This window comes from Rossellomorea aquimaris (assembly GCF_008180865.1).
GTDB lineage: Bacteria > Bacillota > Bacilli > Bacillales > Bacillaceae_B > Rossellomorea > Rossellomorea yichunensis.
The window spans coordinates 441,809-458,250 of sequence record NZ_VTEX01000003.1 but is presented as its reverse complement, the minus strand read 5'-3'; the positions used below and the strand labels follow the sequence as shown (position 1 = coordinate 458,250).

Annotated in this window: 15 protein-coding genes; 8 read left to right on the top strand and 7 right to left on the bottom strand. The window is 41.9% G+C overall.

Annotated features, from left to right (window positions below; genetic code table 11):
• Positions 1 to 192 precede the first annotated feature (192 nt).
• Together FZC88_RS14895 and FZC88_RS14890 are read left to right on the top strand one after the other, a co-directional pair.
• Positions 193 to 2,196: a penicillin-binding transpeptidase domain-containing protein gene (locus FZC88_RS14895; protein ID WP_148995461.1), complete on the top strand. Its 2,004-nt coding sequence runs from the start codon at positions 193 to 195 to the stop codon at positions 2,194 to 2,196.
• A gap of 201 nt (positions 2,197 to 2,397) precedes the next feature.
• Positions 2,398 to 3,468 carry an SDR family oxidoreductase gene (locus tag FZC88_RS14890; protein ID WP_148995460.1) on the top strand — a complete coding sequence of 357 codons (1,071 nt, stop codon included), beginning with the start codon at positions 2,398 to 2,400 and terminating at the stop codon, positions 3,466 to 3,468.
• 48 nt (positions 3,469 to 3,516) lie between these two features.
• Here the strand turns inward: FZC88_RS14890 and FZC88_RS14885 are convergent, their stop codons facing one another.
• The 6 genes from FZC88_RS14885 to FZC88_RS14860 all read right to left on the bottom strand — a co-directional run bounded on the left by FZC88_RS14885 (position 3,517) and on the right by FZC88_RS14860 (position 10,452).
• A complete protein-coding gene (locus FZC88_RS14885; RefSeq protein WP_148995459.1) occupies positions 3,517 to 4,308 on the bottom strand; it encodes an SDR family oxidoreductase in 792 nt (263 codons plus the stop codon).
• Between the two features lie 15 nt (positions 4,309 to 4,323).
• On the bottom strand, positions 4,324 to 6,486 hold the full coding sequence (locus FZC88_RS14880; RefSeq protein WP_148995543.1) for a TRAP transporter permease: 2,163 nt from the start codon (positions 6,484 to 6,486) through the stop codon (positions 4,324 to 4,326).
• A 15-nt stretch (positions 6,487 to 6,501) separates the two neighbouring features.
• Positions 6,502 to 6,975, bottom strand: coding sequence for a DUF1850 domain-containing protein (locus FZC88_RS14875; protein ID WP_222928946.1), 474 nt, complete (start codon positions 6,973 to 6,975; stop codon positions 6,502 to 6,504).
• Positions 6,976 to 7,017: 42 nt separating this feature from the next.
• Positions 7,018 to 8,016, bottom strand: a complete 999-nt coding sequence (locus tag FZC88_RS14870) for a TAXI family TRAP transporter solute-binding subunit (protein ID WP_148995458.1) — start codon at positions 8,014 to 8,016, stop codon at positions 7,018 to 7,020.
• A gap of 152 nt (positions 8,017 to 8,168) precedes the next feature.
• A complete protein-coding gene (locus tag FZC88_RS14865) occupies positions 8,169 to 8,858 on the bottom strand; it encodes a response regulator (protein ID WP_148995457.1) in 690 nt (229 codons plus the stop codon).
• Positions 8,842 to 10,452, bottom strand: a complete 1,611-nt coding sequence (locus tag FZC88_RS14860) for an ATP-binding protein (RefSeq protein ID WP_148995456.1) — start codon at positions 10,450 to 10,452, stop codon at positions 8,842 to 8,844. Before FZC88_RS14860 ends, FZC88_RS14865 begins: the two co-directional genes overlap by 17 nt.
• A 75-nt stretch (positions 10,453 to 10,527) precedes the next feature.
• Between FZC88_RS14860 and FZC88_RS14855 the strand changes: the two genes are divergently transcribed.
• The gene (locus tag FZC88_RS14855) at positions 10,528 to 11,562 is read left to right on the top strand and encodes a DctP family TRAP transporter solute-binding subunit (RefSeq protein ID WP_148995455.1); all 1,035 of its coding nucleotides are present in this window, start codon (positions 10,528 to 10,530) and stop codon (positions 11,560 to 11,562) included.
• Positions 11,563 to 11,667: 105 nt separating this feature from the next.
• Here the strand turns inward: FZC88_RS14855 and FZC88_RS14850 are convergent, their stop codons facing one another.
• A complete protein-coding gene (locus FZC88_RS14850) occupies positions 11,668 to 11,949 on the bottom strand; it encodes a hypothetical protein (RefSeq protein ID WP_187443645.1) in 282 nt (93 codons plus the stop codon).
• A gap of 176 nt (positions 11,950 to 12,125) precedes the next feature.
• Here FZC88_RS14850 and FZC88_RS14845 point away from each other — a divergent pair, with 176 nt between their 5' ends.
• The 5 genes from FZC88_RS14845 to FZC88_RS14825 all read left to right on the top strand — a co-directional run bounded on the left by FZC88_RS14845 (position 12,126) and on the right by FZC88_RS14825 (position 16,293).
• Entirely contained in the window at positions 12,126 to 13,052 is a 927-nt protein-coding gene (locus FZC88_RS14845; protein ID WP_148995453.1) for a manganese-dependent inorganic pyrophosphatase, read from the top strand.
• A gap of 77 nt (positions 13,053 to 13,129) precedes the next feature.
• A complete protein-coding gene (gene gloA2 / locus FZC88_RS14840; RefSeq protein WP_148995452.1) occupies positions 13,130 to 13,519 on the top strand; it encodes an SMU1112c/YaeR family gloxylase I-like metalloprotein in 390 nt (129 codons plus the stop codon).
• A 415-nt stretch (positions 13,520 to 13,934) separates the two neighbouring features.
• Positions 13,935 to 14,837 carry a helix-turn-helix domain-containing protein gene (locus FZC88_RS14835; protein ID WP_148995451.1) on the top strand — a complete coding sequence of 301 codons (903 nt, stop codon included), beginning with the start codon at positions 13,935 to 13,937 and terminating at the stop codon, positions 14,835 to 14,837.
• A gap of 40 nt (positions 14,838 to 14,877) precedes the next feature.
• Positions 14,878 to 15,765 carry a helix-turn-helix domain-containing protein gene (locus FZC88_RS14830; RefSeq protein WP_187443644.1) on the top strand — a complete coding sequence of 296 codons (888 nt, stop codon included), beginning with the start codon at positions 14,878 to 14,880 and terminating at the stop codon, positions 15,763 to 15,765.
• Between the two features lie 66 nt (positions 15,766 to 15,831).
• Complete coding sequence (locus tag FZC88_RS14825) at positions 15,832 to 16,293, top strand: hypothetical protein (protein WP_148995449.1); 462 nt, start codon at positions 15,832 to 15,834, stop codon at positions 16,291 to 16,293.
• The last annotated feature ends 149 nt before the right edge of the window (positions 16,294 to 16,442 follow it).

Here is a 16,442-nt window from a genome sequence, read left to right as displayed (position 1 = left end):
TTTTATGAATTTATCTGCCAAATATCAAATATATCTGCCACTATTCAAATTACGACAAATTCCGCTGCCTTTCAGGTCATCATCATAACTAAGAAATACAAGCATATAGATACAATAAATTTGAAAATATTTGTTATTTTTGAAAGAATTAGAAGTGAGATGAAAAGTCTAATATAGGGGTTGTCGGTACATATGTATAGAAAAGTCATTCTGGTTTGTCTCTTTGTCACTTTCAGTCTGTTGGTTGCCGGATGTCAAGAGAAGCCAAAGCCTGATGATCGCTTGCAGGAATACGTGGATCTTTGGAATAAAGAAAAATTTGAAAGTATGTTCAACGAGTATCTAAACTCTTCAACTAAGGAGTCGTTTAAGAAAGAAGATTTCGTCACGAGATACAAGGACATCTATGAAGATTTAGAAGTGAAGGATGTAAAGGTATCTTTTAAAAAGCCGGAAAAAGAAGTGGACTGGGACAAGGAAACAAAAGCGGGATTTCCTTTGAAAATCACATTCAACACTTTGGCTGGTAAGGTGTCCTATGATAAAGAAATCACTTTAACCAAAGAAAAACAAGGTGAAGATGAAAATTGGTTTGTAGACTGGGAGCCTTCTTTTATCCTGCCGGAAATGGAAAAGGGAGATAAAGTAGGAGTGGAAAGTATAGCCGCTAAGCGCGGGGATATACTTGACCGGAATCAACAGCCCCTTGCGATGAATGGAGAAGCATTTGAATTGGGGATCGTACCGAAAGAGTTTAACGGGAGTGACTTAAAGAAGCTTTCATCCCTGCTTGATATGTCAGCGGAATCGATTCAGGGTAAGCTTGATCAGAGCTGGGTGAAACCGGAATTTTTTGTGCCGATTAAAAAGATTGCTATCAGCGAACGACCTTTAGCTCTGGAAGTTATTGAATTAGGAGGTCTGTACTCTAAACGGGTGCCTGCAAGGGAATACCCATATGGGGAAGCGACCGCCCACCTGACTGGTTATATAGGGAAACTTACAGCAGAAAAGCTGGAGAAACTAAAAGCTGAAGGCTATACAGCTCAATCATTGATGGGGCTCAGCGGTGCTGAAGAAGTATATGAGGACCAATTAAAAGGAAACGACGGACAGCGCATTTACTTGAAGAAAGAAGAATCTGAGGAAGTAGTGACCGTTGCAGAACAACCGGTGGAAGATGGTAAAAACATCACTTTGACCATCGACGCCGAAATGCAAAAGAAGCTTTATGCACAAATGATGAGTGAAGCTGGGACAGCGGCAGCCCTCAATCCTCAAACCGGTGAAGCATTGGCACTGGTCAGTACACCAGCCTATGATCCGAATGATTTTGTATTGGGCATGTCCTCTGAAAAGTACAAAAAGTTGGCGGACGATCCTAAAAAGCCATTACGAAATCGTTTTCCCATTGCGTATTCACCTGGTTCAACCATGAAGGGCATTACTGCTTCCGTTGGATTGAAATCCGGAAAGTTAGATCCCAATAAGATCTATGATATTACGGGGAAGAAGTGGCAAAAGGATGACTCATGGGGAAATTACCGAGTCGTCCGTGTCTTTGATAATGAGAGTAAGGTGGACTTGGAAAGCGCGTTGAAATTCTCGGATAATATTTATTTCGCAAGAGTCGGGTTGGAAATGGGGGCAGAAACCTTTATTGCCGGTTTGAAGGACTTTGGTTTTGGGGAGGAAATTCCATCTTCTTATCCAATTTATAAATCGCAAATCTCCAACGACGGAACCATCTCAAAAGAAGTCCAACTGGCTGATTCAGCCTTTGGTCAAGGGGAAGTTCTCATGAGCATCGTTCACCTGGCCAGCGCCTATGGCGGAATCATCAACGATGGAAACATGATGCAGCCGAGACTCTTAATGGACGAGGAACATGAAGTGTGGAAAGAAAAATTGCTGTCGAAAGAGCAAGCAGATATGCTCAAGACCGATCTGCGAAAAGTAGTCACTGAAGGAATTGCCGGAAAAGCGAGTGTAAAAGGGAAAGCCATTGCCGGAAAAACCGGTACGGCAGAGATCAAGGCCGAACAGGGAACAACTGGGACTGAAAATGGATTATTTGTATCCTATGACCAGAATGACCCGACAATGGTGCTTGCTATGCTTCTTGAAGACGTAGAAGAAGCGGGAGGCAGTACGCATACGGTAGAAGTGACGAAAAGATTTTATGATAGCTGGTAGTCCAAAAACGGTGAGCAGGAATATGCTCACCGTTTTTTTATTTGAGAGGGACGGACCTCTGGATCTGGAATAGAAGGTCCGTCCCTCCGTTTCATTTTGACATCATGTTCCAACTCTCTCATTAACCACGATTCCGCTTTCAATATGTGCTATGATAGACAAAATGGCCCTAGAGGTTGAAATTCAACAGGAGTGATCAATTTGAATTTGTTTTTAACGGGATCGACAGGTTTTCTTGGTGGGAGGCTCATCAAGAACCTTTTACAACATAAACGTAACGAAGTCTATATTCTAGTAAGAAATGTAGAGAAGGCTAAAAGATTAAGAGACTCCTTTCAAATGGATGAGCAAAAGAGAATTCATATTTTCCAAGGGGATATCACCATTCCAAATGCCGGCTTGAGTAAGGATGATCTTGAGTGGTTAACGGGGAAGATCGATGCGGTTTATCACCTCGCTGCCCTGGTGAAATTTGATTTGGAATTGCGTGATGAACTGTTTGCTGCTAATTACGATGGGACCAAGCATATCCTTGAATTGGCTTCCATTCTGCAAGTGAAAAAGTTTTATTATGTGAGTACGGCTTACACGGTCGGAAAGCTTGCAGAAGGGGTGGAGGAGCTTTATCCGGCAGAGGGAGAATTCCATAACCCATACGAGGAAAGCAAAGTGAAATCGGAGCATCTTGTTTTTTCTTATCGAGACAAAATGGATGTGTCCATTTTCCGCCCGGCTATTATTGTAGGAGATTCTAAAACGGGGGAAGCGGACTCTCAATTCACACTATACGGATTCATGCGTGCTCTCGGTGTGTTTAAACGTAAGACTGCAAGACGCCGGGGGGAAGAACGGACCTACAGACTCGTGGCGGCGAAAAACGGTACTTCCAATCTTGTTCCCGTGGATTATGTGGCGGACATTCTAAGCCTGGCACCAGAAAAAGCCCAAGCGAACAAAATCTATCATATTACGAATTCGAACCCTCCTGAGAACATCGAGCTTTTGAAGATGTTAAAAGAAGCACTTCAATTTGAGAACTTATCGGTCGTTGAAAACACGGGTGAGTATGAGTTAGATGAAGAGGAAGTAAAGCTTAATAGCTTGATTGATGTGTTCAAGGTGTATCTGGCAGGGGCGTTGACGTTTGATGATCGCAATACTCAAGACCTGATGGAAGGTACCGGGGTATCCCATTTGGATATGTCGAATGAGACCATTGAGATGATCATACGGACGGGTTGCGAGCCTAACGGTGGGAAAGTCACTGTATAAATAGAATAAGCAAAGCCCCAATGGTAATAGCCATTGGGGCTTTGTTTTTTATAGTGCGGTAACCAATCCGCCATCAACGACAAGGGATTGACCGGTTAAATAAGTGTTGGCGTCTGAAACTAAGAAGGTAATGGCCCGGGCAAATTCTTCAGGCTCGCCGTACCTTCCCATCGGAATAGCTTTTTCACTTTGCTTCTTAAATTCCTCAATAGAAATATTTTGTTTATCTGCGTTTAATTGATCCAACTGAGCCACTCGTTCTGTTGCGATCCTACCAGGACCTACCGTGTTGATGAGAATGTGATCCTGGGCCAGTTCCCTTGATAAGCTCTTTGATAACCCGACGATTCCCGTTCTGAAGGTGTTGGATAGAATCAGACCATCAATTGCCTGCTTCGTGGAGGAAGAAGCGATATTGACGATCCGTCCGCCCTTATTCTTTTTCATATGGGGAATAACCTCTCTGATGGTACGGATATAGCTAAGCAGGTTAAGCTCAAAGGCATATTGCCAGTCTTCATCATCGAATTGCTGGAAGCCCCCTGCAGGTGGACCTCCTGTGTTGTTGACGAGAATGTCAACTCCTCCGAGTTTATTTACCGCTGTTTCAACGAGTGCTTGAATGTCTGCTGGTTTCGTCATGTCACATGTTGCAAAATAGACTTGGTGATTCCCTGACAGTTTAATGATCTCTTTTGCAGTAGATTGAAGCTCTTCTTCATTTCGGCTGGAAATAAGCACGTGAGCTCCTTCTTTTGCAAGCTCGAGTGCCGTTGCTTTTCCTAATCCTTTACTGGAAGCAGTGACGATCACTGCTTTATTTTTTAAACCAAAATCCATTAAAATCCACCTCGTTTAATTGGGAATATCGATCTCCTTATTCATCGGTTTACCCTTTCCTTGGTAATTCCAAAACAGAACAAAGACGAAGACGGTGAAGCCAATGATATCCGTCATCCAGCCAGGATAGATCAGGAGAAAAGCGGCTGCTGCACTTATCAAGCGCATACTGACAGGGATTTTCTTCTTGAAATAGCCCTCGATGGAAACCGACAACAGGAACACTCCGATAACAGATGTAACGGTCAGGACAAGAATACTAGTAACAGATGCGTCCACCATAAGCATTTCGTGGGAAAACACAAACATGAACGGAACGATAAATCCTGCAATGGCAAGTCTCATCGCCTGGAATCCGGTCTTAGTCGGATCACCGCCACTGATGCCTGCTCCGGCAAAGGCTGCCAGGGCGACAGGCGGCGTGATATTCGCAAAGATTCCAAAGTAGAATACAAACATATGAGCAACAAACACGGCCGTTTCCGTCGACCCGGCCAATTCACGGAACAGTGGCAGCTGTAAAAGGATCGGTGCTGCCATGGTGCTCGTGATGATATAGGTTGGGATACTTGGTAAGCCCATTCCAAGCACGATGGAAGTAACCATTGTCAGCAGTAACGTAATGACGAGCTGAAGGAGCGGGCTGTCGATCATTTCACCAATACCGACAATACTGTTTGCGAGCTCCAGTGCAACTCCAGTCAGTGAAGCAACTCCGACAACAATTCCAACAGCACCGCAGGCGACTGCAACCGGAATCGTCGTTTTCGCTCCTTCTTCCAATGCTTGTACGCAATCCTTTAACCCTATTTCTTCGGCTTCCAGGTTTTTTGTTTTCCTAACGAGATTGATGACTAATGGAATCACCACAATCAACAGAAGTTCCCACCATCCGTTTTTCAGGGGAGGGATGCCTTCTCCTGAAAGGAGGCCATTGACCTGTGGTTGGAAAATGAAAAATACTCCTAGCACGGTTGATAACGTCAGAACCTGCTTCGAACCGGAAATGATAATCGTTGCCAAAATCGACCAGAAAGCAGCGTAGAATGGTGTTTTTCCTGAGAATAATAAGTACAGGAGAATCACCATCGGGATGATTAAATGTCCTCTTTCGGCAAGCACTGCTTTCACGGACGGCAACTCTGACTTCGGTACTCCGTGCAATCCGCGCTTGGAAGCTCTAAAGTGCACCTGAAGCAGGATGCCGATGTAGAATAGCAGTGCAGGGATGATACCTGCCATGATCACTTTGGTATAAGGAATATTCAGATTCTCTGCCATAATGAAGGCGGCTGCGCCCATGATTGGAGGAAGGATCTGACCGCCGACACTTGCCGCTGATTCGACCGCCCCTGCAAATTCTTTCTTATAGCCGATTTTTTTCATCAATGGAATGGTGAAAGCCCCGGTTGTCACGACATTGGCAACAGCCGAACCATTAATGGAACCGAGAAAGCCACTGGCGATCACGGCAACTTTAGCAGGACCGCCTTTTGTGTGTCCTGCAACTGCCAGTGCCAGGTCATTAAATAATTTGCCCATGCCGGAGCGGCTAAGGAATGCTCCAAACAAGATAAAGAGAATGATGTAGCTTGCCGATACGCCGATCGCTGTACCGAGGATCCCTTCCGTGATGTAAACAAGCTGGGAAATCATTTTCTTTGTCACAGTCAATGTGATTTGAGAATTCAATTCCGGATAGATGGCCAGCTTTACATAGAGGCCATAGATTAAAAATCCAAGGGCAAGGAGGGTCAAGCCCCAGCCTGTCACACGCCTTGTCAGTTCGAGAAGAAGAACAATGACGAGTATTCCGACGATGAAATCGGTATCGTTGATTTGTCCCCCCATTTTAATGATGCGCTCCGCACTGAATAACATATAAATGCCAACGAATAAGGACAACGCGCTTAAGATATAGTCATAAAATGGAACAGGGAGGCCTTTCTTTTTACTAATAAAAGGGTACAGGATAAATCCAATGGCCATTAAGCCATATAAGTGGATGCTTCGCTGCTTTACATCAACTAATGCCCCTGCATAAGACGTGTATAAGTGGAAGAGTGCAATCCCGGCTGCCACTACTAAAATAAATAGACCGATCACCTTGGGGTACTGGCTTCTCGTATTTCCCTCCCGGTCCAACTCTTCCACAGATGTGTTCTTTTGTTTTCTCATCATGAGTCACCTCGCTTAATCTTTAACAATCATATAAATCAGTTCATACATAGGGACGGACCCCACGGATAATTGGTAGGACCGCTGAGAATCAAGTACTAGAGTTCGTGCATTTAATGAAATTCGATGATTCGTATTCTTACCTGTCTGGAAGCGCAATGAGGTTCCAGTCGGTTGATGGATATTCGTCATATACACCCAGCCATCTTTGATATAGGTGTCTTCGCCTGCGTTATCCGGGACACCGGCACCAAACGTTTTGAAACGGGTGGAGGTCAAGTTGATGGTATTATCTTTAATGTGGAAAAATTCTTCCCAATCTTCTTTTTCAACAGAATGTGTCCAGCGGATGGAAACTTCCTTTTGGTTGAAAACAGGCTGCACTACTATATTTTTATTCTCATAGGATAAGACGATCGTGTTCATCGGGACAATGGCGAGAAGGGTAAGAAGGAGCAGGGCGGAGAAGCCCAGAATTCTTTTTCTCATAGATAGAATGAAAAGGGCACCAGGATTGATGCCCTTTCTCTATTATTCCAGTAATCCTTTTTCTTCATAAAACTTCTTCGCCCCCGGGTGCAGGGGAGCAATGAGGCCCTTCGCCATTTCATCCCGGTTCACTTCTTTAAGCGGTGCAACCGCAACTGCGTCTGTTCCTAAGTAGTCGTAATAACGTTTTGTTAAGTCGTATACTGTGTCTTCACTTACATCCTTCGATACAACCAGCATATTTTGAATCCCGACGGTTTCAACCTTTGAATCCAGGTTATATTTTGCTTCGTCTCCTGACTCAATCGTAAATGTTTTATAGAAGGGATATTTCTCCATTAGCTTATCAGCAAGATCTCCTTTGATTTCAACAAACGATACATCATTTTGCTGCATAAGGTCTGTAATATTACTGTTCGGTACACCTGAAGTGAAGAATGCAGCATCAAGTGTGCCATTTTTCATTTCCTGAACAGAATCCGCGTACCCTGTGTGGGTGACTTTTTCAAGGTCATCATACGATAAACCGGCCGCTTCCAATACTTTCTTCGCGCTTTGTTCCACGCCGGAACCTACCTGACCGACTCCCACTTTCTTACCCTTTAAATCTTCAATACTCTTAATTCCGCTATCAGACATAGCGACTACCTGTACAACGTTTTGGTACATGCCTGCAAGAGCCTGAACCTCTACCTTATTGGCTTCGAACTGCCCCTTTCCTTCTACGGCATCATATGCAACATCGCTCATGACAATTGCCATTTGATTAAGACCGTCTGTAATGTTCTGGATATTGGCTACAGAAGCTCCTGTCGATTCTACTGTTACATTCCCGATCGATTCACTTTCCTCGAAAATCGGTTTTAATGATCCGCCAATCGCATAATAAGCTCCGGACGTCCCACCTGTACCAAATACGATTGATTGGCTGGAAGAATCATCGCCACTGCTTGAATCGCCGCCGTTTGCGCCATCACTGCCACATGCCGCCAATAGTAATGAAATGATGGCTACCATCGAAATCCATTTTAATCTTTTCATCGTTTCGTCCTCCTTTAAGTTACCTATTAAATATGGTAACGCTTACATATAAAAATGAGAATATTTAGAACTTAAAGGACGTTTTGGTCTTTTTGGTCCGGGATTGCAGTTGAGGAAAACAAAAAAAGAATGAGGAGTGTCCTCATTCTCACTTACTGCCATTGATATCGATTGATCGGGCGTCCAATGCCGCCGTACTCAATCATGATTTGAACCTGTCCTGATTTCTGTAAGTAGTCTAAATATCTTCGGGCTGTTACACGGGCAATGCCGATTCCTTCAGCGGTTTCTTCTGCTGATAAGGGGCTTTTCTGGTCTTTTATAAATTGTATGATCTGCTGTAACGTTTGCTGGTTCAATCCCTTAGGTAATTCTTCCTTAACTGAAGGGGATTCAATGGGAGAGGGAACACCCTGAAGCTGATCTAATTCCTGCTGCCCCACGGATCCCTCTCCAGCCATTTGCTGTTTGAACATTTGGTACTTTTCAAGAGCTTGTTTCAATCGTTCAAACTTAAAAGGCTTAATGATATAATCGAATACTCCTAATCTCATCATCGTTTTGATGGTTTCTTTATCCTGTGCAGCAGATATGACAATCACATCCACGTCTGTATCATGACTTCGGAAAGCTTGTAACGTTTCAAGACCATTTTGTTTAGGCATAAAGTTATCCAGGAGGACAAGGTCGGGCTGATAGAAAGAAACCTTCTCCGCCCCTTCCTGTCCATTCCCCGCTATGGCACACACTGTAAAGCCGGGTACACGTTCTATGAACATTCGATTGACTTCCTGAACCATTGGATCGTCTTCAATAAGTAATACGTTAATCGGTTCCTTCATGAATGTTCCCTCCATCCATTGGTAAAGTGAGTTGGAATATCGTCCCTTCACCCGGGGTTGAATCCACTTTAATATGACCATCTGCTTTCTCTATAATGCTATGAATCAAGTAGAGGCCGATGCCTGAGCCATCTTTTCCTTTGGTAGTGTATCCTTTTTGAAATAAGTGGGGAAGCTGTTCTTCTGTCATTCCTGCCCCATTATCTTCTATTTCAATATGAAAAGTGTCCGGGTCTTCTTTTAAGTAGATATGAATGAATTTGGTACATTCTCCCGAATCTTTCAGGGCATAAAAGCTATTTTCAATCAGGTTACCCAAGATGATGACAAAATCATGTTCATCGAGAAGAGGGGGGAGGGATTCAAGGTAGCTGTCGGGGTCTATCTTTACTTCTATCCCCATTTCATTTCCTCTCCTGATCTTGCCCAATAGTAATCCTGTCAAACTATCAAGCTTGATTTGCCGGGTCAGGGTGGCGGTAAGGTGTTCCTCTTCTTGAGAGGATTGAAAGATATAATTGAGGGCTTTCTCTCCTTCTTCTAATTGAATCAGACCGGCAACGGTATGTAATTTATTCTGGTGTTCATGGTTTTGGACCCTCAATGCCTCAACGAACTCCTTCACTCCAGTCAGCTCTTCTGCCAGTTGAGTCATCTCCGTTCGATCCTGAAACACGGCGACGGCCCCGACAATGCTTCCGTTTACCAAGATGGGGACCCTGGTGCTTAGTACAATTTTGTTCTCTAATCTCATTTCTTCATGATAAATCGGTTCCTTCTTGTGTAACACGTCCGGTAATTTTGAAGAAGGAAGTACCTCTTGAATGGATTTTCCGGTGGGGTCTCCATTTAACACCAATATGTCTTTGGCTTTCTCATTAAAGACAGTGATCCTTCTTTGATTATCAATGGCAATGATGCCTTCATTCATGGCTTGAAAAGTAGCGGTCCTTTCCACCAGGAGTTTTCCAATTTCATAAGGTTCCAACTGAAAGGTATCTTTCTTTATTTGTCTTGCTAATAACCATGAACCTATGATGCCGAACAGGAGAGTGATCGCACCTATAATGATAAGTTCATTTTGAAGATTCCTCATTATATCGAGTGTAGAGGGGAGCAGTATGCCTACAATGACCACACCGATTTGTTGGTGCTGATTGTTCATGATCGGAACGAATCCCCTGACCGCCGTACCGATTTCCCCCTTAGCTGTCGTCACATAACTATGCTCGGCAAAAGCAGGGCCTTCATCCTTTCCTGCAGAGATGGTTCCAAGCTGCTCATCGGACGGGTGTGAGTATCGGATCCGGTTCATATTGAGGACGACGATGTAGTCAGAGCCATTTACAGTCCTGATATTTTCTACAATGGGCTGGATTTCACCCCATCCCCGAAGTTCTTCTAAATGGCTTTGAACGGTAGGCAGGTTCGCTACTGTTCTGGCCGTAATAAGTGCCTGATTTCCTAACTCTTCTTTCTTCATTTCAATCGCTTTTCCTACAAATATTATAAATCCAATGATGAGCGCAAACAGGACTACACCAAAGGACAATATCGTCATTTTCCACCGGATGGGCATTTGTTTTCGATTCATTCTGAATATTCCTTCCTCTTCATTCAAAGTTATTGTACCATTTTTAGTAGAACGGAGAGAGGGGAGGTCCAATTAATGAGAACATTTTTCATTATAGGGTTGTTCATTTTAACAGGAATTGCTACAGCCTATTTTGTTGGCTTTCATTCTCAGGCCGGCTTTTCCCCGGAATATGATGACGATCAAGAAAAGCTGAAAGATGCTATCGTCATTAAAGTCAGTCATGTTGTTTCTGAGAACACACCGAAAGGAAAAGCAATCAGGCGTTTTAAAGCACTGGTAGAAAAGAATACCAAGGGAAAAGTGAAGGTTGAAATCTACCCGAACGGCTCGCTCTATTCGGATATCAGTGAATGGAATGCCCTTAAAAATAATAATGTTCAAATGATTATCCCTGCCACGTCTAAAGTCTCTGCCTATGTTCCAGCGTATAGTGTGTTCGATTTACCCTTTGCGTTTAATAGTTATGACGATGTTCAACGGGCATTCGAGGGGAATATAGGAGAGGTATTACTTAAAAAGGTAGAAAAACAAGAAAACGTGAAAGGAATTACCTTTTGGTATAACGGATTTAAACAAATCACCAATAGCCAGCGACCTTTGATCAGACCGGGTGATTTCAATCGGATCCACTTCCGAACAATGCCGGGTGAAGTGATAAAAGATCAATATCAAAGGATGGGGGCTGCTGTAAGTCACCTGCCTTTTAATAAAACATACGAGAACTTAGAAGTAGGATTTATAGATGGACAGGAAAATACCATTTCGAATATTTACTCAAAAAAGCTTTATGACCATCAATCGTATCTTACAGTCAGCAACCATACTTACTTAGGCTATGTTGTATTAATGAACGAAGAATTTTGGGATGAGTTACCTGAAGAGTACCGGGTAGAAATTGAAGAAGCGATGAAGCAAACGACGGAGTGGATTCGCAGGCATTCGATTGAAATCAACGATGACCATATGCGTGAATTAAAGAGAAATACTGATTTGGATATCCACATTCTGTTGAATTCGGAAAAAGAAGAATGGTTGAAGAAGCTTAATCCTCTGTATGAGGAATATGAAGATGAAATTGGGAAGGAATTAATGAGGGAGATTGATTGAAAAGTGGTCAGGTATATGGTGGTGCCCGATATATATTTTTTTACAGTTGGCGATTAATGATGGAGTTTATCCATGAGGAAAGAGTGGGAGTGAAAGGTTCTGAGGTTATTGCTCCATCCCCACCCGTCGTTTTACTTTAGGGAGATCTTTTTTGTGATCCCAGTTTTCCTTTACCAGAATCGTGATGTTATCCAGGGTATCTTGCTGATTTTCTTCGAGGAGGGTCATTCTGGATTCGAGCTTGTCCATGCGTGTTTCTAGCCCACCCATTCGGCTTTCAAGCTTATCCATCCGAGTTTCTAATTTCGTCATACGTGCATTCATATTTTCTTCAAACCGTGTCATTTGCCCTTGCAACTCTCTTATGGCTTGTAATACCTGATCCATACTATTTATCACCTCCTTGTCCCCATAGTATAACACAGAATTTGGGAATATTGCCTTCATAATCATTGGAAAAAATCTTTCCCAACGGATACGGTTTTGCTTTTAAATATGGTAATATAAGAAAATGTATAGAGAGAAATCAATGATCACCATTACATAGAGTTAGGAGAATGATGATGAGTAAAACACTTATTTTCGGACACAAAAATCCAGATACAGATACGATTACATCAGCACTTGTATATGCTGATTTGAAGACAAAAATCGGTATGGACGTGGAGCCAGTACGCCTAGGTGACGTGAACGGTGAAACACAATATGCCCTTGATTATTTTAACGTTGACGCACCTCGTTTGGTTGAAAAGGTTGCCGGTGAAACGGATACGGTTATCCTTGTTGACCACAACGAGCGCCAGCAGAGTGCGGAAGATATCGAAGAAGTACGCGTTCTTGAAGTGATCGACCACCACCGTATCGCCAACTTCGAAACGGCAGATCCTTTATACTACCGTGCAGAGCCGGTTGGATGTACAGCGACAATCTTAAACAAGATCTACAAGGAAAAGGGAGTAGAGGTAACGAAGGAAATGGCTGGATTAATGCTTTCAGCAATCATTTCTGACTCTCTATTATTCAAATCCCCAACTTGCACGGACGAGGACGTAGCAGCAGCGAACGAATTGGCTGAAATTGCTGGAGTTGATGCTCAAGTGTACGGATTGGAAATGTTGAAAGCCGGTGCGAACATGAGCACCAAATCAGTGGCGGAGCTTGTAACCCTTGATGCGAAAGAATTCTCAATGGGTAACGCGAAGGTAGAAGTAGCACAAATCAACGTCGTCGATGTGAATGACGTATTCGGACGTCAGGCAGAAGTCGAAGCTGCCATGGAAACGCTGATCAAAGAAAAAGGACTTGATCTTTTCCTGCTTGTTGTGACTGACATCCTGGAAAATGACTCAACGGCATTGGCTCTAGGAAGTAAAGCTGCTGAAGTGGAAAAAGCATTTAATGTTACACTTGAAAACAATACAGCGCTGTTAAAAGGCGTTGTATCACGTAAGAAACAGATCGTACCTGTCTTGACGGATGCGATGAAATAATTGGTTGTCGGAAAGAAGCAGTTTATGTAACTGCTTCTTTTTCTTTTTAATAAAATACAGGAGGTGCCTGTCACCATATGAACTTTAGAAAAATACATCACATTGCTATCATCTGCTCTGATTATAATAGATCAAAAAACTTCTATGTCAACAAACTGGGCTTTGAGGTCATACAAGAGGTTTACAGAGAAGAGAGGAATTCTTACAAGATGGACCTCGCGTTGAATGGGGAATATGTTATCGAGCTATTCTCCTTTCCCGCTGCTCCAGCACGTCCAAGTTATCCAGAAGCACGAGGGTTGCGTCATTTAGCATTGGAAGTAGAGGATATTGAAGAGACTGTAAGACTTCTTAAAAAAGAAGGTATTGAAACGGAGGAGATACGAATAGACCCTTACACTCATAAACGATTCACTTTTTTCGAAGATCCGGATGGTCTCCCCTTAGAACTCTATGAAAGAAAGTAGAGGTCCGTCCCTAAAAAAAGAGCACTTCCCATAAAGAGAAGTGCTGTCCAAAGGTATTGTAATTTGTCGTTAAGATAATTAAAACATAAATAGAATAACTTTGAATTATGGATGTAGAACGATTCTCCTTGAAAAATGGAGGAGTTTCTTACGAATATCTTCTTTTTCTATATTAATATAAAAATATTAATATTTTTGCTTGTCGCTAAGTGTCTAAAAAAAAAGAGCACTTCCCACAAGGAGAAGTGCCATCAAAAGGTATTGTAATTTGTCGTTAAATATATTAAAACATAGATTTTAAATGCATGTATTGGCGATTATTAACCTTAAGATGAAATATAAGCGGATATACCTAAAAAATTTGCATGTTTCCTGTTAAAATATAAAAATATTAATATTTTTCGGAGGTGGGTTTTTGGACTATTCTGTCATCGGTAAAAAGATCAAAGAGTTGAGGAAAGTCGTGGGTTTGACTCAGGGTGAACTGGCAGACGGAATTTGTACTCAAGCCCTGATTAGTCGAATAGAAAAAGGGGATATTTATCCGAGTGCTACGTCTCTATTTCAAATTTCCAAGAAACTTGGTGTCGATGTGAATTACTTTTTCGAGATTGGTACGACTCCCCGCCTTGAATATGTAAAAGAAGTTGAACGTCAACTAAAGAAGTTAAGAGTGAAATTGAAATATGATGAAATCATCGAGATCGTTCAAACAGAAGAGAAGAATCCTTTATTTCTAAAAGATGAAACAAACCTTCAGCTTCTCTACTGGCATAGGGGAATATATGTGAATGAGGTCGATCAAAACAAAGAGGAAGCCTTGAGTATTTTAGAGAAGGCACTCTCCCTGACATATAATAAGAAAAAGGCCATGTCTGAGCGTGAAATGAATATTTTTATCAGTATGGGGATACTGGAATTCAGTCGTCATAATTATGATCGGGCAATAGAAATTTATCAAGGTGTAAATGATGCTTTAACATATAACGACCAACTTCACGACAAGTCCATTAAAACGAGGCTCTTATATAACATCGCCAGGGTATTGACGAGGCTCGGAAACTATCATGAGTCTATCCAGTATTGTGAAGAAGGTATTCGGTGGATTATTCAAGAAGAAACTTTATATGGATTCGCGCAATTAAATTATCATATTGGGTATAACCTGGAGTTGCAAGAGAGATATCAGGAAGCGTTGCCTTATCTAGATAAAGCAGCGATGCTTTTTGATATACAATACAACCTGAAGTTATCCAATTTCATCAAAGGGAATATAGAAAAAATAAAAGAAAAGATCGAAAATGAATTTCAGGCTTAATCACTTTCTTACTAATAGTACTTCTAGGGAGGCAGGGCTCGTGGATTACTCCATCATTGGTAAAAAGATAAAGGAGCTACGTCAGGTTGTTGGTATAACTCAAGGAGAATTAGGAGAAGGGATATGTACACAGGCACTTATCAGTCGGATTGAAAAGGGAGACATCTATCCCAATGCCACTTCACTTTATCAAATTTCCAAAAAGCTGGGCGTGGATGTGAATTATTTCTTTGAGATAGGAACAACCCCCCGTCTGGACTACATAAAGGAAGTTGAGCGCCAATTGCGTCACTTAAGAAAAAAACACAGATATAAAGAAATGATCGAATTGGTGAGAGCAGAAGAAAACAATCCACTTTTTAAAGAAAGGGAAAACCTTCAACTCCTTTATTGGCACAAGGGAATCTATATATTTGAGATTGAAAATAATCAGGATGAAGCCGTTCAACTGTTAAATGAAGCCTTTTCTCTTACGGGAGACAGTAAAAAAGCGCTTTCGGAAAGGGAAATGGAGATTCTCCTAACCATCGGAGGTTTTTATGTAGGGACAGAAGATTATGTCAAAGCTCTTCAATATTATGATCAAGTTAGGGATGCTATCCATACTACTGGACAACTAAGCGATAAATCAATTAAAACCCGATTGCTTTATAATAAAGCAAGGGTATTGACAAGATTAGGGAAGTACAGAGAGTCGATTGAACATTGCAGGGAAGCAATCAAGTGGTGCATTGAAGAGGAACACTTATATGGTTTAGCACAACTACATTATCATTTAAGCTACAATTTCGAGCTGAAAGAGAACTACGAACAAGCATTTTCTTATATAGAAAAATCAATCATGATGTTTGAGATGCTTGGAAATGATGAACATAAGACTTTTCTGACTGATAAGAAAGAGCAATTATACCTCAAGACGCTGTCATAATATTTCTGTTTCATACATTTAACATGTCCTTCATAAGCATGATTATAGATGAGGAGTGTTGGATGTATGAGAAGGAAAAGCCCGGTTCCTCTATTTATCGGAGCAATTGTTGTCATTTTGCTTGTTGTGGCTCTGTTTATGTTTATTGGAAAAACCAAGGAACCTGATACACCCGAAGAAGTGATCGAAGAATTTTACAATTTTGAAAAAGACGGTGACTTCGGTAACGCATGGGAGTTGTTCCATTCAGAAATGCAAAATAAGTTCCCCAAATCCTCATATATCCAGACGAAAAACCATGTATTCATGGGACATATGGGGGTCGATGAGTTTGAGGTGGAGGTCGGCAGTATTGAAAAGGAGAAGGAGTTTACGTTTAACGAAGAAGGGCTTCAATTTAAAAATGTCCGAAAAGCGGAAGTGAACTTGTATTTTGATAGTCAGTTTGGTGAAATGATGATCACACAAACCTGTTTTGTAGCCATAGAAGAAGGAGAATGGAGGGTACTATGGAACTATAATTTCTAATGTGATGATTAATATGAAATTTTTCACTGAATTTGGTTTTATCTAGAATTTTTCGGGTAAAAAGAAACTAATATTTTTCAAAGGAGGGCATTAGTTGTGTCGCTACTCTATTTTAAGGCTCGAGAAGCTTATGAACTGGATGCGAAGGT